The following is a 20,444-nucleotide window of genomic DNA, read 5'->3' as shown; positions in this document are numbered from 1 at the left end:
GATGGAATACGGCGGCGTGCCCGTGATTGCCGCATTGCAAGGGGCCGTTGTCGGCGGCGGGCTAGAGCTTGCCAGCTCTGCCCATGTGCGGGTGATGGACCAAAGCGCGTATTTCGCGCTTCCCGAAGGCCAGCGCGGGCTGTTCACCGGCGGGGGGGCCACGATCCGTGTGACTGATCTGGTCGGCAAGGCGCGGATGATCGACATGATGCTCACCGGGCGCGTCTATCAGGGGCAAGAGGCCGTCGATCTGGGCCTTGCGCAGTATATCGTCGAAGGGTCCAGCATGGACAAGGCGATGGATCTGGCGCGCAAGGCGGCGCAGAACCTGCCGCTGTCGAACTTCGCGATCTGTAGCGCGGTGAGCCATATGCAGAACATGTCGGCGATGGATGCCGCCTATGCCGAAGCTGTGGTCGCCGGTGTGGTCAATACGCAGCCTGACGCACGCGCGCGCCTTGCGGCCTTTGCCGACAAAAGCGGCGCGCGGGTGCGGCCGAACGCGGAATAAGAACCGAAAGGATCACGCGCGGGTGCTGCGCGTGATCCCGCTTTCGCTGCGGCCTTCGGCATAGCGGGTCAGGCGTTGCGCCAGCAGCCCGACAGAGAGATGCAACAGCACCGTCAAACAGGCGAGCATGATCAACGCGGCGAACATCAGGTCGATCTTGGCGCGGCCATTGGCCAGCAGCATCAGATAGCCCAGCCCCTTTGACGCGCCGACCCATTCGCCAATCACCGCCCCGATCGGCGCATAGACCGCCGCCAGCCGCAGCCCCGTCGCAAGGCTTGGCAGCGCGTGGGGGATTTGCACGTAGCGCATGAACCGCAACGGCCGCGCCCCCATCGATTGCGCCAGATCGCGGTAGCCATCAGGCACGCGGGTCAGCCCGTCGTGAAAGGCCGATGTCACCGGGAAATAGATGATCAACACCGCCATCACGATCTTGGACCCCATGCCATAGCCGAACCACAGCGTCAGTAACGGGGCCAGCGCGAAAACCGGCACGGCTTGGGTAAAGACCAGCAGCGGCAGCAGCAAACGCTCTGCCGTTTTGGACAGCGCCAGATGGATCGCGGTAACAGCCCCCAGGGCGGTGCCGATCAGCAGCCCCAGCAGCACCTCGACGGTGGTGACCCATGCGTTCTCGATCAGCGTCTCACGGGCGCGATATGCGGCCTGCGCCACGCGCCACGGCGCGGGCAGGATATAATGCGGCGCGTCGGTCAGCAGCACCGCGGCCTGCCAAAGACCAAGCCCCAGCAGGATCGCAAGCGGTATGTCGTATCGCCTCATGCAGGCACCCCCCGCAGATGGGACAGCAGCGCGCTTTGGCAGGCCCAAACCTCGGGCGCGCTCACGGGGCGCGGCGCCCGAAGCGCGGGGACGGGCCAGCTTTGCGCGCCCGTGGCAGAGAGGATCAGGATGTGGTCGGCCAGCCGCGCCGCCTCTGCCGGATCATGGGTGACCAGCAGCACGGTCCGCCCGTGCAACAGCTCTGCCGCGAGCTCTTGCATCGCGGCGCGGGTGCCCGCATCGAGTGCCGAGAATGGCTCGTCCAGAAAGACCACCGCGCGATCCTCCAGCAAGGTCCGCGCCAGCGCTGCCCGCTGCCGCATCCCGCCCGACAACGCGGCGGGTTTCTTATGGGCATGATCCTGCAGACCGACCCGTTCAAGCATGGCAGAGGCACGGTCCCTGTCCGGCGTGGTCCCACGCAGCCGGTCGCCGATCATGATGTTGTCGATCACCGTAAGCCACGGTAACAGCAGGTCGGATTGCGCCATATAGCTGATCCGCCCCGCCAGCGGTTGTCCGTCAGAGGCGGTGATCGTGCCGTCAAACGCGCCGCCCGTCTCAAGCCCCAGCAGCAGCCGCAGCACCGTGGATTTGCCCACCCCCGACGGGCCGAGCAAGCATGTCCACGCCCCCGCGGCCAGGGTCATATCCACGTCAAACAGGGGGCGCGCGTCAATCCGGTGTTGTCCCGTCAGACGCAGCGCGGGCGGCGGGGTCATGGCAGGTCCAGCCCCATCTGCCAGAAGCCGACCTCTAGCCGTGTGGCCGTGGAAAAGCGGTTTTGCAGTGCCGCGCGACGGGGGGCGGTTTCAAGGTCACCTATCCGCCGCGCAACCGCCGCGTCGACCATCGCGCCCACCGTCTGGCACAGCGCTTGATAGTCGGGGTCGGCGTAGGTCTCGATCCACTCGGCATAGGGCGTGTCGGCGCTGCGGGTCTGGGCCAAGCGCTGCCCGATCTCCCCATAGCCCATGACGCATGGCAAGAGCGCCGCCATCAGATCAAGGAAATCCCCCTGCATCCCGGCATCCAGCACATAGCGCGTATAGGCGAGGTTGGCGGGGGCTTCCGTCGCGGTGAACAGCGCCGCTTCGTCGATACCCGCCGCAGCACAGGTGCGGATATGCAGCGCCATCTCGTGATTGACCAGCGCATCCACCGTGGCAGCGCAGGTCTTCATCTCTTCCATCGTTTCCGATTTGACCACCGCCATCGACCAAGCGCGAGAGAAATGAACAAGGAAAACATAATCTTGGATCAGATAGTTCACAAAGCAACGGCGCGGCAAGCTGCCGTCGCGCAACCCTTCGACAAAAGCATGGTGGGTATAGTTTTGCCACTCCTCCGCCGCAGCAGCGCGCCAAAGGGCGAAGCTGCGGCCATAGTCCGGCGCGGTCATCGGGCGGTCACATCGATGGCGATTGTCGACACGGGCGAGATGTCGGGGATCAGGCCTGCGTCATGCAAGAACGTCTCGAATGTGGCGTAGCGTCCGGCATCCATCGCCGTGGGGCGCAGGGCGAAACGGGGCAGCGTGTCTTTCCACGCGCGGGCGTTCAGCCCGTCCTGCAGATCGGCAGAGGTGGCGGCGAACACCTCCCAGCTTTCCTCGGGGTGGTTGACGATATATTGCGTCGCTTTCTCGGTCGCGGCCAGAAACCGCGCGATCATGTCCTTGTCCATCGTGTCGCGGTTGGCGACGTAGATCAGCTCGTCATACGGTGGCAGGCCCTCTTCCTCGACGTAGAAGCAGGTACCATCGACGCCTTCGATATCCATCTGGTTCAGCTCGAAATTGCGGAAGGCTCCGATGACCGCATCCACCTGACCGGACATCAACGACGGTGACAGCGACCAGTTGACGTTTACCAGCTCCACATCATCCAGTGATAGCCCGTGATGGGTCAGGATCGCGCCAAGCACGGCCTCCTCGACACCGCCGACCGAGAATCCGACCTTCTTGCCTGCCAGATCCGCAGGAGAGGCGATGGGACCATCGGTCAGCGCCAGCAGGCAGTTCAGCGGCGTGGCCACCAGCGTGCCGACCCGTTGTAGGGGCAGACCTTCGTGGATTTGCAGGTGCAACTGCGGCTGATAGGAAATCGCAAGATCCGCCTTGCCTGCGGCGACCAGTTTCGGCGGGTCAGAAGGATCGGCGGGGGCGATGACCTCTACGCTCAGGTCCTGTTCGGCGAAGTACCCTTTTTCCTGTGCCACGATGATCGGCCCGTGGTCGGGGTTCACGAACCAGTCCAGCAGCAAGACCATTTCGTCCTGCGCCAGCGCCGGGCCAGAGGTCATCGCCAGCGCGGCCAGAATGTTACGAAGTTTCATCGGTTTGTCCTTTCAACGGGGAAGGCTCGCCCATGGCGAGCAGGGTAATGGGGCCATGCCAATAGCTGGCCAGATGGGTCGCCGCCTGCCACGCGCGCAGGCCCGAACGGCAGGCGATCACCGCACGGGGTTGATGTGTCGGGCGGGGAGCGTTGCGGAGGAAATCGGGCAGGGTGATGCGCCGCGCTGTGGGTGTCGCGGCTGTGGGGGCCTCATCCGGGCCGCGCAGATCAACGACCCAATCGCTTGCGCGGATCTGTGAGGGCGCGACAAATCCGAAACCGTGGTCAGGCTCCGGCGCGGTATCAAAGCGGAAGCCGCCAAAACGATAGGAGGCAAGATCAAAGCTGATCAATTGCCCCAAAGGGGACGGCGACAGTCCAAGCAGGCAGGCCAGCGCCATCTGTGCTTGTGCAGCACCGATCGTGGCGACAACCGGCCCCATCACCCCCGCCGTGTCACAGCTCGCCGCGCGGTCCGGCAGATCGGGAAAGACGGCCCGCAGCGACGGCGCGCCGCCGCAGAACCCGCCGACATAGCCGCCAAACCCAAGGGCCGAGGCGCTGATCAAGGGCAGGCCCGCGTTCAGGCAATGATCCGACAGCACATAGCTTGCTGCGAAGCTGTCGGCGCAATCCAGCACGAGCGTCGCATCATGGCACAGCTTTGCCACGGTATCCGGCCCAAGGGTCACGGGGTGGGCCACCACGGTGCACGCGCTATTGCGAGCGGTTAGGGCGCGGGCGGCGGCAGTGACCTTGGGCGTGCCGATATCGCTTTCGGTAAACAGCGTCTGGCGGTGCAGGTTCGACAGGGCCACATCATCACTATCTACCAGCGTGATATGCCCCACGCCGGCCCCTGCCAGCAGGGGCAGTACCGGTGCCGCCAGCCCGCCCGCGCCGACCACCACCACCCGTGCCGCCGCCAGCGCCTCTTGGCCCGATGGGCCGACCTGCGGCAGGATCATCTGGCGGGCATAGCGGGTCATCGGGTTGCCCCCAGCCATGCGGTGATGCGATCCTCGGGCGAGGGGTTCAGGGTGATGTCGGTCACCGCCGCGACGCAATCGGCACCGGCGTCAAAGGCTCCCGCCGCGCGGTCGACCGACATGCCACCGATGGCCACAAGCGGGGTCTGCCCCACCCGTTCACGCCAGTCGCGCAGACGGTCCAGCCCCTGCGCGTGCCACTTCATCTGCTTCAGGATCGTCGGGTAGATCGGGCCGAGGGCGATATAATCGGGGCGCAGGTCCAGGGCGCGGGTCAGTTCGGCCTTGTCATGGGTGCTGATGCCCAGTCGTGCGCCCGCATCGCGGATGGCGGTCAGGTCGGCGCTGTCCAGATCCTCTTGTCCCAGATGGATAAAATCACACCCTTCGTCGAGTGCGATACGCCAGTGATCGTTGATCACGAGGGTGCAGTCGTGTTTGGCGCAGATCGCCTTGGCCTGCCGGATGTCGCGCCGCAAGGCAGGGTCGGGCGTATCCTTGATCCGCAGTTGCACCAGTTTGATGCCAAGGGGCACCAGCCGCTCCAACCAGGCGGCGCTGTCGAAGATTGGGTAGAAACGGTCAAGGGTCATTCCAGAAACGCCTTTCCGATCAGGGGGGTAGAGGGCGCGGCCATATCGCGGGGCGGCATCGGGTCCGCATCGGCCGCAAGCTGTCCGGCGCGGATCGCGGTGGCAAAGGCCTCGGCCATGGCGGCGGGGTCACCGGCTTTGGCGACAGCGGTGTTCAGCAGCACCGCGTCAAAGCCCAGCTCCATCGCCTGTGCGGCGTGCGAGGGCAGGCCGATGCCCGCGTCGATCACCAGCGGCACGTCGGGAAAATGCGCCCGCATGGCGCGCAGCCCGAAAAGGTTGTTCAGCCCCATCCCCGACCCGATGGGCGCGCCCCAGGGCATCAGCACCTCGCAGCCCGCCCGCAGCAATCTATCCGCGACCACAAGGTCTTCGGTGGTGTAGGGAAAGACCTGAAACCCGTCCTCGCTCAGGATGCGGGCCGCCTCGACCAGACCGAAGACATCGGGCTGCAACGTGTCCTCCTCGCCGATGACCTCGAGCTTGATCCAGCGCGTGTCGAACACCTCGCGGGCCATATGGGCGGTGGTGACGGCCTCTTTGACGCTGTGACATCCGGCGGTGTTGGGCAACACATGGACGTCAAGCGCGCGGATCAGTTCCCAAAAGTCCTGACCGGCGCGATCCCGTCCGCTTTCGCGCCGCAGCGACACCGTCGCCACCGCTGCCCCGCTGCGCGCAAAGGCGTCTGACAGCACCTTGGGCGAGGGGTACTGCGCGGTGCCCAGCATCAGACCATTGGCAAGGGTTTCTCCGTAAAATGGGCGCATCTCAGCCTCCCTGCATGGGGGCGAGCACTTCGATGCTGTCGCCGGAGGACAGGGGGTGTCTGGCCCGCAGGCTGGCGGGGATAAAGCTGCCATTGACGGCGGTCGCGACTTTCGCGCCGCCAAATCCTTCGGCCTCTAGCAGGGCGGCAAGCGTGGGCGCGTCGCTGTCGAGCGGGGCGCCGTTAAGCTGTAGTTTCATGGAAAATCTCCGGTGTTTTGGCGTCAAGGATCAGGTCGGCCACCATGGTCGCCAGCGCAGGGGCGAGCAGGAAGCCGTGGCGATACAGACCGTTGGCGCGGATCAGATTGCCCTGCCGTTCGATGCGCGGCAGGTTGTCGGGGAAGGCGGGGCGGCTGTCGACGCCGATCTCTAGGATCTCGGCCTCGCCAAAGGCGGGGGACAGTGCGTAGGCCGCGCTCAGCAGTTCAAGCACGGACCGCACGCTGGCATAGGCACCGGCGCGGCCTTCGACCATCGTGGCCCCGAGCATGTAGATCCCGTCACCGCGCGGCACGAGGTAGATCGGCATACGTGGGTGCAGCACGCGGATGGGGCGGGTGATCTCGATGTCGGGGCAGGACAGCAGCGCCATTTCCCCTTTCACGCCGCGCAAATCAGGCAGATCGGCGCGCGCGTGATAGCCGCGGCAATCAACGACGATGCCGTCTTGCGCCAGCGCTTCAGGATCGGCCTCGCCCTGTTCGAAACTGGCCCCATCGGCCACCAGCCCGCGCCACAGCTCTGCCAGCGCAATGCGGGGCGACAGGTGGGCCTCGGTCTGGAAATAGAGCGCTTTGGCAAAGCGGTCGCCAAGGTCGGGTTCAAGCGCCGCGATCTCTGCACCGGTCAGGGTTTGGTGGCTTGTCGTGCGGCGGGCAAAGCGGGTCAGATCGCTGCTGTCCCGCGCCGGAGAGATTACAAGCGACCCGCGTCGGTGCAGCGATGTGGTGCGCTGCCCCCACCAATCCGCCGCCCTTTGGCCCAGCCGGATCACGGGTTCCTCGGCGCTTTCGCCTTCGCAAAACGGGGCGAGCATACCGCCAGCCCACCAAGAACACCCTTGCGGGCCGGGTTGGCGGGCGCGGTCGATCAGATGCACGCGCATCCCGCGATCAAGCAAGACACGCGCGGTACACAGCCCCGCGACGCCCGCGCCGATGATGGTGACCTGCGTCATGACCAGACCGCGTGGAAGTGATGCACCGGCCCGTGGCCCGTGCCGATATCAAGTTGATCGGCGGCGATGATGGCGCGGTGCAGATAGTCATGTGCGGCCTGTACCGCCGCGCCAAGGGGTTTGCCGTGGGCCAGCCCCGCAGCGATGGCCGCGGCGTAGGTGCATCCCGTCCCGTGGGTATTGCGCGTGTCGATGCGCGGCGCGCTGAGCCATGTGACACGCTCTGCGGTGACCAGCGCGTCGCTACAGATATTGCCCGCGCTATGGCCGCCCTTCATCAGCACCGCCTTTGGCCCCATTTCCAGCAACGCCCGGGCCTGCGTGACCATCTGGTCGGCGCTGTCAGCCTCGGGCTGGTTCAACAGGCGGGCGGCTTCGGGCAGGTTGGGGGTCAGCAGATCGGCGCGCGGCAGGATATCCGCGATCAGCGCTGCGACGGCGTCTTCTTGCAACAGCGCATCGCCGGATTTTGCGATCATCACCGGATCGACCACGACGGCCCCCCGAAACGCGGACAGCGCAGATGCCACCGCCTGAATAATCTGCGGAGAAAACAACATGCCCAGTTTGATCGACTGCACCGAAAGATCGGACAGCACCGCATCGATCTGGGCCGCGACGATGGGGGCGGGGATCTCGTGTACCGCGCTGACGCTGCGCGTGTTCTGCGCGGTCACGGCGGTGATCACGCTGGCGGCATAGACACCATTGGCCGACATCGCCTTGATATCGGCCTGAATACCGGCACCGCCGCCGCTGTCGGATCCGGCGATGGTCAGGGAAATGGGGGTCGTCTTGGTCACATGCTCGCCTTTCGGTGGTGGGCAAGCAGACGCAAGAATGAGCTTTGTGGCGTGGACCCAAGGCCGTTGCACAAAGATACCCGTTCCCTACGCCGGTATTGCCCGGATCAGGTTCGACGGGTCGGTGCACGCACCTCTCAGCCCCCTAGGGCACCCCGACGGATAGATGTTGGAACTGCGCCCCCCGTGGGGGTGTGCAGCGTCGTTGCCTTAGGCGTAGCCAAGTTCGGCAAACGGTGCAAGCCGCAAAATATTCAACCAAAGGTGGCGATATTTTGGGCAAAACGGGTGCGGTTTGGACAGCCCTCCTGACGCTTGTCAGCCGAAACAACGCCTCGTAACCCAAAGCAACGTAACGTCACATTTCCCATATTCTGGGGCGTTAACCCTTTGGCATCAGCAAACTAGGGGTGATCGCGCAAAGACCCCGCGCGGCTGCGGTATCAAGTTCTGTTCTGCGGTATTGGCATCGAAATATCTTGCCCCTAGGCTGATTGACAGATTGAGTCGGATACCCTCGGGAGGAGGGGGCCGACACTCGGGGGGATGCGTTTTCTGGCCCGTTTTACGGGTCATACCGGACGCGTCGCGACAAGCATTGGGAGGTGCTGCGTGACATCTGCAAAGATCACATCTGCGTCCTGCGCATGGGCATCCGTAGCTTTTGCGGTGCCTGCGATCCTGCGATCCCGAACAATCCAAAGATGTACAACAGGGAGAGAGACCACATGAAGAATATGACACGTTTTGCCAAGGCCGCTGTCGGGTCCTTTGCGGTATCCATGGCGCTTTCGGGCGTCGCGATGGCGCAGGAGTATGAGTGGCCGCGCATGCTCGTGATTGCCACGCCGGGCACGTCGACAGGCAGCTTTGCCTCGACCAACGGTTGGGGGCCCGCGTTGCAAAAAGAAACCGGCACCACCGTGCGGATCGTTCCCGAAGACAGCGAGCCCATGCGCTACAAACGTCTGACCGACCGCGAAGACATCGCGATCGCGTCGGTTTCCGCGTCGGAAATGGCGTTGCAAGCGGAAGGGGTCGGCGGTTACGCCTCGGCGAAACCCATGCCGCAGCGGATCTTGTGGCACCACAACGACACGCCTTGGGGCTTTGTTGTGGCTGGCGATTCCGAGTTGCAAAGCCTTGAAGACATTGGCAAAGGCGGCGTGCGCGTCACCTCTGGCGTGTTCTCGCCCGCGATTGTCTCTGCGATCACACAGGCCCTGCCTGCCTTTATCGGCATGACGCCAGAAGAAGCGCAGGAAAAGATCGAATTCGTCCCGGCCTCCAGCTACGGTGAAAACTGTCGTTCGGTTGTCGAGGGGAAGTCCGATGTGGCCTATTGCTCTCCGATCTCTTCCGTCCTGTCCGAAATGGAGGGCGCACCGGGCAGCATTCGCTGGCTGCCGATGGACCCCGCCAACAAAGAAGGCTGGGACGGCTACCTGAGCTACCGCCCCATGACGATCCCCTCGACCATCTCTATGGGGGTGAGCACCGCCAAGGGTGTCGAGTCCATGACGTCGAACTTCGTCTATGCCGTGCCGGTCACCGCAGAAGAGGATTTCGTCTATAACATGGCGAAGTGGATGAATGAATCCCACGACAACTACAAAGGATCGCACGCGCTGGCGACCCGCATGTCGCTGGAGCATTTCCGCAACTTCCTGGATGCCAACCCGATCCCTGTGCACGAAGGCACGGTGAAATACCTGCGTGAAATCGGGGCGTGGACCGAAGAAGACGATGCCTGGAACAACGAGGCCATCGAGAAGATGGACGCGTGGATCGCGGCACGCAACGCCGGCATGAAAGAGGCGATGGAGCAGGGCGTCGAGATGAATTTCGAGAACCAGGAGTATCTCGACATTCTGGCCAAGCACACCGACGGGCTGGAGCCGTTCCGCTCGCGTCTGTAACGCCGCGACGGACCGTCATCGACGGCATAAGACAGGGCGGAGCACAACGTGCTCCGTCCGCCTAAGACACTGCCACAGCGCCCTTATTTTCAGGATCATCCATGTCAGCAACACAACACCCTCCGGCGGCTGAAACGGCTGTCGAACCCTCGTCCGAGACGACGCGACTGGGGGGATTATTCTCGTTCACCAGCATCGCTTTCGTGCTGCTGTGTACCTTTGGCCTCGGGATGGGGCTGGCCTATGTATTCGGCGTTCCCATCGGCGGGCGGCGTCTGATCGAGGGGCAGTATTACTGGGTCTTCATCGGCACCTTCCTTGCGGCGGCGTTCATCGCGCTGCCAGCGGTGAAATCGCACACCCATGTGCCGATCTATGACATCGTGGCGGCCGCCGTGGGCTTTGGCATCTGCATGTGGTTCTCCATGTATGCATGGGAGATCGTGCAGGCGGGCTGGACCAATTTCTACGCGGGCGTCGTGCTTTGGCTGCTGATGCTTGAAGTCGCGCGCCGGTCGGGCGGCATCCCCTTCTTGCTCGTGGTGCTGGTGCTGGGGCTTTACCCGCTGGTGGCCGATTACTTCCCTGGTTTGCTGATGGGCATCCCCTATACGTTTGAACGCATGATCGAGGCGCATGTCTTCCGCACCGAAGGGTTGATGGGCATCACCACCAAGATCGTCGCCGAGATCGTGCTGGGCTTTCTGGTCTTTGCGGGCGTGCTGATCGCCACGGGGGCGGGGCAGTTCTTTATCGATCTGGCCAATGCGGGCTTTGGCAAGTACCGCGGCGGACCAGCGAAAGTATCGATCGTGGCCAGCGCCTTTTTCGGGTCGCTGTCGGGGTCGATTTTCTCGAACATCGCGGGCACCGGGTCGATCACCATTCCAACCATGAAAAAGGTCGGCTACCCGCCCCATTACGCTGGCGCGATCGAGGCCTGTGCCTCGACCGGCGGGGTGGTAATGCCGCCGGTGATGGGGGCGATTGCCTTTGTCATGGCGATCACCATCGGTGTGGATTACGCGACCGTGATGGTGGCCGCGATCCTGCCGTCGGCGTTGTTCTACTTTGGTCTGATCCTGCAAGTCGACGCCTATGCCGCGCGCAAGGGGCTGGTGGGGATGAAACCCGAAAACCTGCCCTCGGCCCGCGAGGTGATGAAGCGCGGCTGGCCCTTCTTGCTGGTCATGATCTTTCTGGTCTGGGGCCTGCTGTATATGCGGTGGGAGTATTACGCCCCGTGGTACGCCAGTGCGCTGATGATCGCGCTGAGCTTCCTGCAACGCGAGACCATGATGACGCCTGCGCGCATCTTTGAAACCCTGCGCCAAGTGGGCACGCTGGTCACGCAGACCGCAGCGATCATCCTGCCGATCGCCTTTGTGGTCAGCGCCTTGACCATCACCGGTGTGACAGGGTCGATGACCTCGGGGCTGGTCGCTTTGGGCGGGGATAACGTCTATCTCGTAATCGCGCTTGGGGTTTTGGCCTGTTTTATCATGGGGATGGCGGGGCTTGCGATTGTGGCCTACATCTTCCTTGCGGTGACCCTGGCACCCGCGATCATCGAAATCGGCGGGTTGAACACGGTCGCGGTGCACTTCTTCATCGTCTACTACGCGATGCTGTCGGTGATCACGCCTCCGGTAGGGGCTGCGGCGTTTCTGGCGGCGACGATTGCGGGGGCCAAGCCGATGCTGACCTCCTTCACTGCGATGCGGTTGGGGGTGGTGATCTACTTTGTGCCGCTGTTCTTCCTGTTCCAGCCTGCGCTGGTGCTGCAGGGCGATCTGACGCCGCTGGTCTATGTGCTGCCGTCGATCATCATCGGCATCACGCTGCTGTCCGGCGGGCTTGAGGGCTATCTGCTGGGCGTCGGTATGGTGCGGCCCTGGCTGCGTCTGCCGCTGGGGATCGCGGGCTTTGCCTTCAGCTTTCCGGGGCTGACGACGACGCTGGTCGCGGGGGTCGCCTCGGCGGTGCTTGTCGCGGTGATCTGGCGGGACAACCGCAACGGCGTGGTTGCGGTCCCTTAAGATTGGGCGCGCGGGGACATCCCCGCGCGCCGCAGTTCATGACGTTTGCGAAGGGCGCAGCTGTGCCGTCCCCAAGGCGCTCAGCGCCAGCATCAGCGCCGCGGTGCCAAGACACAGCGCCAGCCCCCCCAGTTGATAGGTGAAGCCTGACAAAAGCGTGCCTACCAACCGACCGGCCGCGTTGGACATATAGTAGAACCCCACATCCATCGTGACCCGCTTTGCATCCGTAAAGCTGAGGATCAGATAGGAATGAAGCGCCGAATTCACCGCGAAAATCGCCCCGAACACCAGTAAGCCAAGGACAATCGTGACCGTCAGCGCGGGGGATGGCGCAGGCGTGATCCAGACCAGCGCGGCCAGCACGGCAGGCACGACGACCAGCGCAAGGTTCCAGTGTCGGGCCTGCGCGAGCGTGTCGCCTTCCGTCCGGCCTGTGGCCCGCAGTATCTTCGGGGCCCAGCCTTGCACGGCCCCATAGAGGATCGTCCACACCGCCATAAAGCTGCCGATCATAAAGAAAGCCTCCCGCTTGCTTTCGACGCTGCCATCGGAGAGCACGGCGTAGAAATAGATCGGGATGCCCACGACAAACCACACGTCGCGCGCCCCGAACAGAAACAGCCGCGCGGCGCTGAGCCAGTTGATATTGCGGTTCTTGGACAGGACTTCGGTGAACTTGGCGTCCTTGCGCCCCACGGGCAGGCCCGCAGGCATACCGATGATGACGCCGATCAGGATCACAAACAGGATCGCGGCCATCACCAGCGTCGACGGCACAAACCCCAGCAGCGCCAGCATCCCCGCACCCAGCAGAAAGCCAGCGCCCTTGACCGCGTTCTTCGATCCGGTGAGCAGTGCGACCCAGCGGAACAAGCCGCCCCCTGTGGTGGGGGCCAGCAGCTTGACCGCGGATTTAGAGCTCATCTTGGCCAGATCCTTGGCCACGCCCGACAGCCCCTGCACCAGCATGACAAAGACGACCGAGGCGGCGACGCTCCATGCCGGATCAAGCTGTGTCAGTGCCAGTAGCGCGACCACTTGCAACGACAGCCCCGCATAGAGCGTCGAGGTCAGCCCGAAGCGCGCCGCGATCCAGCCCGCCGACAGGTTGGTGACCACGCCCGCGATCTCGTAGAGCACAAACAGATAGGCCAGCTGTACCGGAGAGAACCCGAGCGTGTGAAAATGCAGCAGCACCAGCATCCGCAGCGCGCCGTCGGTCAGCATAAAGGCCCAATAGGCGGCGGTGACAGTGATATAGGCGGTAAAACCGGCAGGGCGTGTCACAGCTTGCCGCCCACCATCAGCGCCACATCCACCAGACGGTGCGCATAGCCCATTTCATTGTCATACCACGCATAGATTTTGACCTGCGTGCCATTCACCACCATCGTCGATGGCGCATCCACGATCCCGCTGCGGGTGTCATTGGTGTAATCCGACGACACAAGCGGGCGTTCCTCAAAGCCCAGAATACCCTTTAGCGGCCCCTCGGCGGCGGTTTTGAACAGGGCGTTGACCTCTTCGACGGTCGTCTCACGCTCCAGCTCGAAGACGCAATCGGTGATCGACGCATTCAGCAGGGGCACCCGCACGGCGTGGCCGTTCAGCTTGCCGGTCAGTTCCGGATAGATCAGCGTGATCGCCGTGGCCGACCCTGTGGTGGTGGGGATCAGGTTGGTCAGCGCTGATCGGGCGCGGCGCATGTCCTTGGCGGGGCGGTCCACGATGGTTTGCGTGTTGGTCACGTCATGGATCGTGGTGATCGACCCGTGTTTGATCCCGATCCCTTCCAGCAGGACTTTGACGACGGGGGCGAGGCAATTGGTAGTGCAGCTCGCCGCGGTGACGATGCTGTGCGTGGCTGGATCATAGCTGTCGTCGTTCACGCCATAGACGATATTCGCCGTCGGCCCGTCCTTGACGGGGGCAGAGACAACGACCTTTTTCACGCCCGCTTCGAAATAGGGGGCAAGTTTGGCCTCTGTCTTGAACGCACCGGTGCAGTCGATCACCACATCCACCCCCGCCAGCGGCAGGTCTGTGATCGATTTGGTGCTGGTCACGGGGATACGCGTGCCATCGATGGTGATCGCATGATCTTCTGCGCTGAAGGTCGCAGGCCAGCGCCCGTGGACGGAATCAAACTCCAGCAGATGGGCGTGCATCTCGGGGTCGCCAACCGCATCGTTGATAAAGGCGATCTTGGCCCCTTGTTCCAGCAAGGGCCGCAGGGCAAGTTTTCCGATGCGGCCAAGGCCGTTCAAAGCATAGGTTGTCATGATGGTTTATCCTGTGGTCACTGGGTCGGCCCCGATGGCATCGACCCGTTTTTGCAAGGCAGCGCGGTCCAGCGCTTCGAAAGGCAGGGCGGTAAAGGCCAGCAGCCGGTTGTGCAGCGCGCCATATGTCTGTTGGAAGGCCAGCCGGCGTTCCGCTTCTGTCCCTTCGGCTTTGACGGGATCGGGCATGCCCCAATGCCCCGACACGGGCTGGCCGGGCCAGGTGGGACATTCCTCGTTCGCGGCGTGGTCACAGACAGTAAAGACGAAATCCATCTGCGGCGCATCGGCGGTCTGGAATTCAGAGATATGTTTGGACCGCAGCGCATCGATGCTGTGGCTCTTGGTTTGCAGCATCTCGACCGCAAGGGGGTTAAGCTCGGACCGGGGCAGGGTGCCCGCGGAATAGGCGGTGAACCGGTCGCCCGCCATGTCACGCAGGATCGTCTCTGCAAAGATGGAGCGGGCGGAGTTGCCGGTACATACGAAAAGCACGTTGAACTTTGTCTGGGTCATCATCTGCGTCCTGTTAATAAGGTCAGAGAACGGGGGCGGGCAGAGATCAGCGCGCCCCCGACAACAATCCACGAACAACCCCGATACGACCTCGCCCGCCGCATCAAGGTTGATGGTATACAAGAGCCGCGTCCCGTCGCGCCGCTGCGAGATCAGCCCGACTTGCGTCAGCGCCGACAGATATACCGAGGCCGTGCTGGATTTCAGCGCCAGTACCTGCGCGATTTCCCCCGCAGGCAAGGCATCGGGATAGCGCCGCATCAGCAGGCGAAACACGGCCAGCCGCTGCGGGTGGCTCAGGGTGGCGAGTCGATCTGTGAGTAGTGATTCCATATTTCATGAATATGTGAATTACACATTGAGCGTCAACACCTCTATGCGATCCCGCCAAAGGTTATTTGCCGCGGGGGTGCGTTTTGGGTGACGTGGCGTTTCAGGGGCAGGGTGTCTTGCGCGCTCTTGGCTTTGCAGGCATCGATTGGGAAACAGCGCGCCCGCGCGCGGTGACAGACGCATAAAGGACCCGACATGACAGATGTGACCCTAGCCGAGGTATTGGCCACAGCAGAGCAGGACGGCACCGCGCCGCGCTATCAGGTGCCAGAGAACTGGGCGCAGGGGCGTACGGCCTTTGGCGGATTTACCGGTGCTTTGCTGGTCCACGCGGCCCGTCGGGACCGCCCCGATCTGCCCGCGCTGCGGTCTGCGCTGATCAACTTTACCGCGCCCGTGTCGCAGCCGCCCACGATCCATGCAGAGGTGCTGCGCGAAGGGCGCAACATCACCACCATCGCCACCCGCGCTGAAATCGACGGCAAGGTCGCGGCAACGGGCACTTTTTCTTTCGGGCATGCGCAGGAAAGCCAGTTGAGCGTGGGCCATACCGCGCCCGCCGCCCCCCAAGGGCCGGAAGACACGCCCTCTTACTTCCCGCCCGCGCTGAAACGCCCGCCGGTGCGGTTCTTTGTCAACTTCGAGGTCAAACTGATCGAGGGCAGCCTGCCGTTCTCAGGGTCAGATCGCGGCTATGTCCGGATTTGGGCGCGGCACCGTGATCCGGCGATGTGGGGGACACTTGAGGGGCTGATCGCGATTGGCGACGTGCTGCCCCCTGCGGCCTTCCCGATGATGACGCGGCCGGGGCCGAACTCGTCAATGAACTGGATCATCAACCTGCTGTCCGATCACGCCAATACCCGCGACGGCTGGTATATGATGGAGACACAGCTGACCGCCGGTAACGGCGGCTATAGCTCTCAGGTCATGCGGGTCTGGAATACGGATGGGGATATGGTCGCAGACGGCATGCAGTCGGTGATCATCTTCGCCTGATGCCACGCTGTCGTCCGATATGAAAAGCCCGGCCCGAGGATATCAGGCCGGGCTTTTGCACGTGTCAGGGGCGGATCTACTGCGCTGCGATCGTGGCCGATCTGGACGCGGGCTTGGCCGGTGCCACATGCATGCCGAGCCGTTGCAGAAGGTCGTTGTCTTTCCACGTGGCCGGGTTTTCGGTGGTCAGCAGCTGGTTGCCCACAAAGATCGAATTCGCACCCGCCAGAAAGCACAGCGATTGCAGCTCGTCGCTCATCCCCGTGCGGCCTGCAGAGAGGCGCACGACCGAGGCGGGCATCAGGATACGCGCCAAGGCCACGAGCCGGACCAGCGCAAAAGGGTCGACCTTTTCGGATTTTCCCTGCACTGGCACGCCTTTGACCGCGTTCCATAGGTTCACCGGCACGCTGTCTGGGTGGCTGGGCAGCGTGGCGAGGGTGACCAGCATGCTGATCCGGTCCGCCTCTGTCTCGCCCATGCCAAGGATACCGCCGCAGCAGACCTTGATCCCGCCCTTGCGCACATGTTCCACCGTTTCAAGGCGGTCTTCCATCGTGCGGGTCGAGGCGATCTCGGCGTAATACTCGGGCGAGGTATCGATGTTGTGGTTGTAGAAATCGAGCCCGGCCTCCTTGAGCTTGGTCACCTGCTCGGGCGACAGCATCCCCAGCGTCATGCAGGTCTCGAGCCCCAGATCGGCCACGCCGCGCACCATATCGGTCAGCTTGTCCATGTCGCGGTCCTTGGGGCTGCGCCATGCAGCCCCCATGCAGAACCGCTGCGCGCCCGCATCCTTGGCGCGTTTGGCGGCGGCGATGACCTCTTCCGCGCCCATCAGCTTGGTCGCTTTGACGCCGGTGTCGTAATGCGCCGATTGCGAACAATAGCCGCAATCCTCGGGGCAGCCGCCGGTCTTGATGCTCAGCAGGCTGGCGGTTTCGATCGCCGTGGGGTCGAAATGCGCACGGTGCAGCGTTTGCGCCTGATGGATCAGGTCGGGGAAGGGCAGCGCGTGGATCGCCGCCGCTTCGTCAAGGGTCCAGTCCGTGCGGATCATTGATCACGCCCTTTCAGCCGCGACAGGCCCGACAGCAGTGTCGCCACCAGCAGCACCTTGACCACATCACCCAGCAGGAAAGGGGTCAGCCCTGCGGCCAGCAGCTTGGGCGCGGGCACGAACAGCGCCAGCCACGCCAGACCACCGGCATAGACCACGGTCAGCCCCGCCAGCATCGCCAGCACGCGCCCGATCCAGCCGCGCCCCATCGCCAGCCAGCCGGTCAGTCCCGCCGCCACAAGATAGCCCAGCAGATAGCCGCCTGTCGGCCCGACCATATAGCTAAGCCCGATGCCGCGTTCAGGCGTGCCGGAGAACACCGGAAGCCCCGCTGCACCGGCCCCAAGATAGGCCGCCATCGCCGCCAGCCCCAGACGCGGACCAAGGGTGAGGGCGACAAGAAAGACCGACAGCGTGTGCAGGGTCATGGGCACTGGCCAGAACGGGATCTGGACCTTGGCCCCCAGCGTGATCAGCGCGGCACCGGCCAGCGCGAGGCCAAGCCCCTGCGCGAAGGACGGGTTACGGGGTAGGGATGTAATCGCAAGTGCCATCTGGTTTCCTCCGAGTGATAGCTTTCAAGGTCTACCCCAGTAGGACGAAGGACGCGCCTGCTGACAATTCAGATTATAGATAATTATCTGAAAAACTCGGAAGTGCCTGAACCGATTTGATTTTTTAGGGTGCGACTGCGCTTGCCGATCCACCCCACATGGCGCGAGAGCGTGGTACAGGCCAGATCTACCTGACCTTTTCGTAGCGCGTCGAGGATCAGACGGTGGTCGTGATCGGTGCGGGCTTCCCAATTTGTCCGCCACGCCCGTAGAATGAACCGCGCGCTTGCCGCTTGCAGGTCGTCAATCGACCGCATCAGCCGCGGCATCTGGCAGGGTTCTAGAATTAATCTGTGAAAACAGCGGTTTGCCTCTTCCCATTCATGTACATTCTGGGCGCTGTCGCCTTGCAGGTTGGCCTTATGCGCCTTGGCGAGGATATCGGGCGTCAGGTTGGGTGCGGCGTGCCGCAGGGCGAGCGCTTCGAGGCTGGCGCGCATTTCAGCGACTTCCCGCAGCTCTGCCATATCGAAGAAAGTGACGCGAAATCCACGTCTTGGCAGGCTTTCTGCAAGTGATTGTGTCTCTAGCAGACGGAAGGCTTCGCGCACGGGCACATGGCTTGCGCCGAATTCCTGCGCGATGTGGTCTTGCCGCAACCGCGCGCCCGGAGCCAACTGCCCCGAGATGATGCGGTCGGCCAATATGCGCGCGATCCGGGCGGAGTGGGTCTCTGATCTAGGTTGGGTCATGGATTATAGATAGTTTTGACCGTCCCGCTTGTCGAGCGGGTAAACTCAGATCGCCCGCAGCAGCAATCCGCCCGCCAACAGGGCCACACCAAGCCCGGCGGCAAGCTCGATCAGGGCGGCGATCTGGGCTGCACGGGGGGTACTTGCCCACCCGGCAAGAACGCCGCCGCGCAACGCGCCTGCACCAAGACCCACGGCGATGGTGATGGTCGCGGTGCCAAAGGCCATCGCGAAAGCACCGGCAATCCCGACGCCCGCGATCCCCATCTGAAGCGTGATGATCAACACGAACAACGCCCCCGTACAGGGCCGCACCGCGATAGATCCGATCAGCAGCAGCGTCTCGCGCAGGGTGGTCGCCTGTCGAACCTGTTCAGCGGTGGGGCCATGCGCATGGCCACAGGTGGCGCAGATACCGTCATGGTCGTGCTGGTGGTGATGGTGGTGATGATCTTGCGGCGTGGGAAGCGTCGCGCGGAAATGGCGCAGGCCCCGCCAGAACAGCCACAGCCCGACACAGGCAATCGCGCCATAGCTGACGGGGGCCATAATCGCCTCTGTCAGCGAAATCATACGCTCGCGCCCCAAGTGCAACAGGCTCACGCCGGTATAGACCAGAGCCACCGCGGTCACGGCCTGACCCAGCGAGGACAGCAGCGCGATCACCGACAGGCGCAGCATCGGCACAGCCTTGGCCGCGCCATAGCCGCCGATCAATACCTTGCCGTGACCGGGGCCTGCGGCATGCACCACGCCATAGGCGAAACAGGCGGAAAGCAGGGCGGTTACCGCCTCTGGCTGGCCCGCACGCACGGCGCGCAGCGAGAGGGCGATGCTGTTTTGAAACGCGCGTTGATGCGCCGCAGCCCATTGCGCCAGCCGGTCAAAGCCGCCGGTCCACCATAGCGCGGCAAGGGCGATGACCACGCCCAAGGCGATCACGGTCAGGGCGCGGCGCATGTCACATTCACCGTCGGGGCCATTTGCGCGCCGATATCCGGCAGACCCGCGTCGGAAGGATCGGTCTGGGCATCAAGCTGGGCGATCTGTTGTTGCAGCGCCTCCATCGTGGCGGTGACATCGGGCATGGCGACACGGGCGCGACAGGTCGGCGCGCGCGTGGTGTCTATTGCGGTCGTGATGTCGTAGGCCGTGTAATAGGTCGCATCATAGGGTTTGATCGTGATCGCTGTCCCCGCGGGTACTGCGGTTTCCAGCGCGCGGGTATGCATCGTGGTGATCTGTCCGTTGTCAAACTGCGTCGCAATCTCGGTCGGGCCGGACAGCGCGATGGTGTTCGCTTCGGTGCTGAGGACCAGATCGCCGTTGAACCCGTCGACCCACTGCATGTCAAAGCCGTTCAGCGTCGCAAGCTCCGTTTCCGTGAGCGCCCCGTCGCCGTCGGTATCAAGGCCCATATCCTCGGTCACCAGCAGGGAATAGAGCGCGTCATACTCCCAGGTCACCCGTACATGGGTCAGTTGTCCTTGATCGTCGGCGACAAGCGATAGCTGCGTGTCGATAAACACATGGGGGTGCGCGGCCAGCGGCGCGGCCCAGAGGGTGAGAACAAAGGGGGCAAGCTGTCGGATCATAGGGGTGTGATACAAGTCTTGGACAGGGGGCGCAATTGAGCGGGCGGCGGATCGGCGCGCTTCCACGCGGCGCGGTTTACCCACCCATGCGACGGCTAAGGTAACGTTCAAGCTGGGCCATCGCATCATAGATAAGCACCGCAAAAAGCCCCACGATCAGCCCGCCTTGCAGCACATAGGCGGTGTTGTTGGTTAGCAGCCCGGCGATGATGACTTCGCCCAGGGTGCGTGCGGCAACGGTGGAGCCGATGGTGGCGGTGCCAAGGGCAATGACGACGGACAGGCGGATCCCGGTCAGGATCACGGGCAGGGCGAGGGGAAGCTCCACCCGCCACAGGCGTTGCCAGCGGTTCAGCCCCATGCCGCGTGCAGCCTCCATCGTGGCGGGGGGCAGGGTTGATAGGGCCGTGATCGCGTTCTCGA

23 protein-coding genes and 1 riboswitch are annotated in these 20,444 nt (G+C 63.5%); of the genes, 4 read left to right on the top strand and 19 right to left on the bottom strand.

All coding sequences use genetic code 11. From position 1 onward, the window contains the following. On the top strand, window positions 1-511 hold a 511-nt coding region (locus B3849_RS07530; RefSeq protein WP_286779982.1), incomplete at its 5' end, for a crotonase/enoyl-CoA hydratase family protein. A 12-nt stretch (window positions 512-523) separates the two neighbouring features. Here B3849_RS07530 and B3849_RS07525 read toward each other — a convergent pair. The 10 genes from B3849_RS07525 to thiD are packed head-to-tail and all read right to left on the bottom strand — an operon-like array spanning window position 524 to window position 7,969. After that, on the bottom strand, window positions 524-1,297 hold the full coding sequence (locus B3849_RS07525) for an ABC transporter permease (RefSeq protein WP_278426173.1): 774 nt from the start codon (window positions 1,295-1,297) through the stop codon (window positions 524-526). Beyond that, window positions 1,294-2,019 carry an ABC transporter ATP-binding protein gene (locus tag B3849_RS07520; protein ID WP_278426172.1) on the bottom strand — a complete coding sequence of 242 codons (726 nt, stop codon included), beginning with the start codon at window positions 2,017-2,019 and terminating at the stop codon, window positions 1,294-1,296. The genes B3849_RS07525 and B3849_RS07520 overlap by 4 nt, the downstream gene beginning before the upstream one ends. Further along, window positions 2,016-2,699, bottom strand: coding sequence for a thiaminase II (gene tenA / locus B3849_RS07515; protein WP_278426171.1), 684 nt, complete (start codon window positions 2,697-2,699; stop codon window positions 2,016-2,018). Before tenA ends, B3849_RS07520 begins: the two co-directional genes overlap by 4 nt. Continuing rightward, on the bottom strand, window positions 2,696-3,634 hold the full coding sequence (locus tag B3849_RS07510; RefSeq protein WP_278426170.1) for an ABC transporter substrate-binding protein: 939 nt from the start codon (window positions 3,632-3,634) through the stop codon (window positions 2,696-2,698). The genes tenA and B3849_RS07510 overlap by 4 nt, the downstream gene beginning before the upstream one ends. Next, the gene (locus tag B3849_RS07505; protein WP_278426169.1) at window positions 3,621-4,643 is read right to left on the bottom strand and encodes a ThiF family adenylyltransferase; all 1,023 of its coding nucleotides are present in this window, start codon (window positions 4,641-4,643) and stop codon (window positions 3,621-3,623) included. The genes B3849_RS07510 and B3849_RS07505 overlap by 14 nt, the downstream gene beginning before the upstream one ends. Beyond that, complete coding sequence (locus tag B3849_RS07500) at window positions 4,622-5,218, bottom strand: thiamine phosphate synthase (RefSeq protein WP_278426168.1); 597 nt, start codon at window positions 5,216-5,218, stop codon at window positions 4,622-4,624. The genes B3849_RS07505 and B3849_RS07500 overlap by 22 nt, the downstream gene beginning before the upstream one ends. Further along, entirely contained in the window at window positions 5,215-5,988 is a 774-nt protein-coding gene (locus B3849_RS07495; RefSeq protein ID WP_009826816.1) for a thiazole synthase, read from the bottom strand. Before B3849_RS07495 ends, B3849_RS07500 begins: the two co-directional genes overlap by 4 nt. Before the next feature lies 1 nt (window position 5,989). Next, window positions 5,990-6,187 (bottom strand): sulfur carrier protein ThiS, encoded by a 198-nt coding sequence (gene thiS / locus B3849_RS07490; protein ID WP_278426167.1) that lies wholly within the window; start codon window positions 6,185-6,187, stop codon window positions 5,990-5,992. Beyond that, a complete protein-coding gene (locus B3849_RS07485) occupies window positions 6,171-7,166 on the bottom strand; it encodes an FAD-dependent oxidoreductase (protein WP_278426166.1) in 996 nt (331 codons plus the stop codon). The genes thiS and B3849_RS07485 overlap by 17 nt, the downstream gene beginning before the upstream one ends. Then, window positions 7,163-7,969 carry a bifunctional hydroxymethylpyrimidine kinase/phosphomethylpyrimidine kinase gene (thiD, locus tag B3849_RS07480; RefSeq protein WP_278426165.1) on the bottom strand — a complete coding sequence of 269 codons (807 nt, stop codon included), beginning with the start codon at window positions 7,967-7,969 and terminating at the stop codon, window positions 7,163-7,165. The genes B3849_RS07485 and thiD overlap by 4 nt, the downstream gene beginning before the upstream one ends. A gap of 67 nt (window positions 7,970-8,036) precedes the next feature. After that, window positions 8,037-8,137: riboswitch (TPP riboswitch) on the bottom strand. Between the two features lie 560 nt (window positions 8,138-8,697). Between thiD and B3849_RS07475 the strand changes: the two genes are divergently transcribed. Together B3849_RS07475 and B3849_RS07470 are read left to right on the top strand one after the other, a co-directional pair. After that, window positions 8,698-9,888, top strand: coding sequence for a TAXI family TRAP transporter solute-binding subunit (locus tag B3849_RS07475; protein WP_037944075.1), 1,191 nt, complete (start codon window positions 8,698-8,700; stop codon window positions 9,886-9,888). Between the two features lie 101 nt (window positions 9,889-9,989). Further along, complete coding sequence (locus B3849_RS07470; RefSeq protein ID WP_278426164.1) at window positions 9,990-11,927, top strand: TRAP transporter permease; 1,938 nt, start codon at window positions 9,990-9,992, stop codon at window positions 11,925-11,927. Between the two features lie 36 nt (window positions 11,928-11,963). On the opposite strand, the gene arsJ is transcribed toward B3849_RS07470, so the two are convergent. From arsJ to B3849_RS07455, 3 genes are read right to left on the bottom strand one after another with little or no spacing between them, the layout of a single operon-like run. Next, entirely contained in the window at window positions 11,964-13,217 is a 1,254-nt protein-coding gene (gene arsJ / locus B3849_RS07465) for an organoarsenical effux MFS transporter ArsJ (protein WP_278426163.1), read from the bottom strand. Then, window positions 13,214-14,212, bottom strand: a complete 999-nt coding sequence (locus B3849_RS07460; RefSeq protein WP_278426162.1) for an ArsJ-associated glyceraldehyde-3-phosphate dehydrogenase — start codon at window positions 14,210-14,212, stop codon at window positions 13,214-13,216. Before B3849_RS07460 ends, arsJ begins: the two co-directional genes overlap by 4 nt. A 6-nt stretch (window positions 14,213-14,218) precedes the next feature. Beyond that, the gene (locus tag B3849_RS07455; RefSeq protein WP_278426161.1) at window positions 14,219-15,061 is read right to left on the bottom strand and encodes a helix-turn-helix domain-containing protein; all 843 of its coding nucleotides are present in this window, start codon (window positions 15,059-15,061) and stop codon (window positions 14,219-14,221) included. A gap of 195 nt (window positions 15,062-15,256) precedes the next feature. Between B3849_RS07455 and B3849_RS07450 the strand changes: the two genes are divergently transcribed. Then, complete coding sequence (locus tag B3849_RS07450) at window positions 15,257-16,060, top strand: thioesterase family protein (protein ID WP_278426160.1); 804 nt, start codon at window positions 15,257-15,259, stop codon at window positions 16,058-16,060. Between the two features lie 76 nt (window positions 16,061-16,136). On the opposite strand, the gene bioB is transcribed toward B3849_RS07450, so the two are convergent. The 6 genes from bioB to B3849_RS07420 all read right to left on the bottom strand — a co-directional run. Next, window positions 16,137-17,120, bottom strand: a complete 984-nt coding sequence (gene bioB, locus B3849_RS07445) for a biotin synthase BioB (RefSeq protein ID WP_278426159.1) — start codon at window positions 17,118-17,120, stop codon at window positions 16,137-16,139. Continuing rightward, window positions 17,117-17,674 (bottom strand): biotin transporter BioY, encoded by a 558-nt coding sequence (locus tag B3849_RS07440; RefSeq protein ID WP_005853098.1) that lies wholly within the window; start codon window positions 17,672-17,674, stop codon window positions 17,117-17,119. The genes bioB and B3849_RS07440 overlap by 4 nt, the downstream gene beginning before the upstream one ends. Before the next feature lie 83 nt (window positions 17,675-17,757). Beyond that, a complete protein-coding gene (locus B3849_RS07435) occupies window positions 17,758-18,426 on the bottom strand; it encodes a GntR family transcriptional regulator (RefSeq protein WP_278375376.1) in 669 nt (222 codons plus the stop codon). Between the two features lie 45 nt (window positions 18,427-18,471). Next, the gene (locus tag B3849_RS07430; RefSeq protein WP_037962549.1) at window positions 18,472-19,386 is read right to left on the bottom strand and encodes a nickel/cobalt transporter; all 915 of its coding nucleotides are present in this window, start codon (window positions 19,384-19,386) and stop codon (window positions 18,472-18,474) included. Beyond that, a complete protein-coding gene (locus B3849_RS07425) occupies window positions 19,371-20,021 on the bottom strand; it encodes a DUF1007 family protein (protein WP_278426158.1) in 651 nt (216 codons plus the stop codon). Before B3849_RS07425 ends, B3849_RS07430 begins: the two co-directional genes overlap by 16 nt. 76 nt (window positions 20,022-20,097) lie before the next feature. Then, the coding region (locus B3849_RS07420) for an ABC transporter permease (protein ID WP_286779981.1) at window positions 20,098-20,444 on the bottom strand (347 nt) is incomplete at its 5' end.

The sequence above is a fragment of the Sulfitobacter sp. UBA4523 genome, assembly GCF_002388305.1.
Lineage (GTDB): Bacteria > Pseudomonadota > Alphaproteobacteria > Rhodobacterales > Rhodobacteraceae > Sulfitobacter > Sulfitobacter pontiacus.
This window is presented reverse-complemented; position numbering and strand designations above follow the sequence as displayed.

Bases quoted from the DNA above. Each gene is read 5' to 3' on its own strand.
- B3849_RS07475 (WP_037944075.1), top strand. From the start codon at position 8,698: ATGAAGAATATGACACGTTTTGCCAAGGCCGCTGTCGGGTCCTTTGCG.
- B3849_RS07460 (WP_278426162.1), bottom strand. From the start codon at position 14,212: ATGACAACCTATGCTTTGAACGGCCTTGGCCGCATCGGAAAACTTGCC.
- B3849_RS07435 (WP_278375376.1), bottom strand. From the start codon at position 18,426: ATGACCCAACCTAGATCAGAGACCCACTCCGCCCGGATCGCGCGCATA.
- tenA (WP_278426171.1), bottom strand. From the start codon at position 2,699: ATGACCGCGCCGGACTATGGCCGCAGCTTCGCCCTTTGGCGCGCTGCT.
- B3849_RS07485 (WP_278426166.1), bottom strand. From the start codon at position 7,166: ATGACGCAGGTCACCATCATCGGCGCGGGCGTCGCGGGGCTGTGTACC.
- thiS (WP_278426167.1), bottom strand. From the start codon at position 6,187: ATGAAACTACAGCTTAACGGCGCCCCGCTCGACAGCGACGCGCCCACG.
- B3849_RS07500 (WP_278426168.1), bottom strand. From the start codon at position 5,218: ATGACCCTTGACCGTTTCTACCCAATCTTCGACAGCGCCGCCTGGTTG.
- B3849_RS07495 (WP_009826816.1), bottom strand. From the start codon at position 5,988: ATGCGCCCATTTTACGGAGAAACCCTTGCCAATGGTCTGATGCTGGGC.
- B3849_RS07455 (WP_278426161.1), bottom strand. From the start codon at position 15,061: ATGGAATCACTACTCACAGATCGACTCGCCACCCTGAGCCACCCGCAG.
- B3849_RS07525 (WP_278426173.1), bottom strand. From the start codon at position 1,297: ATGAGGCGATACGACATACCGCTTGCGATCCTGCTGGGGCTTGGTCTT.
- B3849_RS07450 (WP_278426160.1), top strand. From the start codon at position 15,257: ATGACAGATGTGACCCTAGCCGAGGTATTGGCCACAGCAGAGCAGGAC.
- B3849_RS07440 (WP_005853098.1), bottom strand. From the start codon at position 17,674: ATGGCACTTGCGATTACATCCCTACCCCGTAACCCGTCCTTCGCGCAG.
- B3849_RS07430 (WP_037962549.1), bottom strand. From the start codon at position 19,386: ATGCGCCGCGCCCTGACCGTGATCGCCTTGGGCGTGGTCATCGCCCTT.
- bioB (WP_278426159.1), bottom strand. From the start codon at position 17,120: ATGATCCGCACGGACTGGACCCTTGACGAAGCGGCGGCGATCCACGCG.
- B3849_RS07510 (WP_278426170.1), bottom strand. From the start codon at position 3,634: ATGAAACTTCGTAACATTCTGGCCGCGCTGGCGATGACCTCTGGCCCG.
- B3849_RS07425 (WP_278426158.1), bottom strand. From the start codon at position 20,021: ATGATCCGACAGCTTGCCCCCTTTGTTCTCACCCTCTGGGCCGCGCCG.
- B3849_RS07520 (WP_278426172.1), bottom strand. From the start codon at position 2,019: ATGACCCCGCCGCCCGCGCTGCGTCTGACGGGACAACACCGGATTGAC.
- B3849_RS07505 (WP_278426169.1), bottom strand. From the start codon at position 4,643: ATGGCTGGGGGCAACCCGATGACCCGCTATGCCCGCCAGATGATCCTG.
- B3849_RS07470 (WP_278426164.1), top strand. From the start codon at position 9,990: ATGTCAGCAACACAACACCCTCCGGCGGCTGAAACGGCTGTCGAACCC.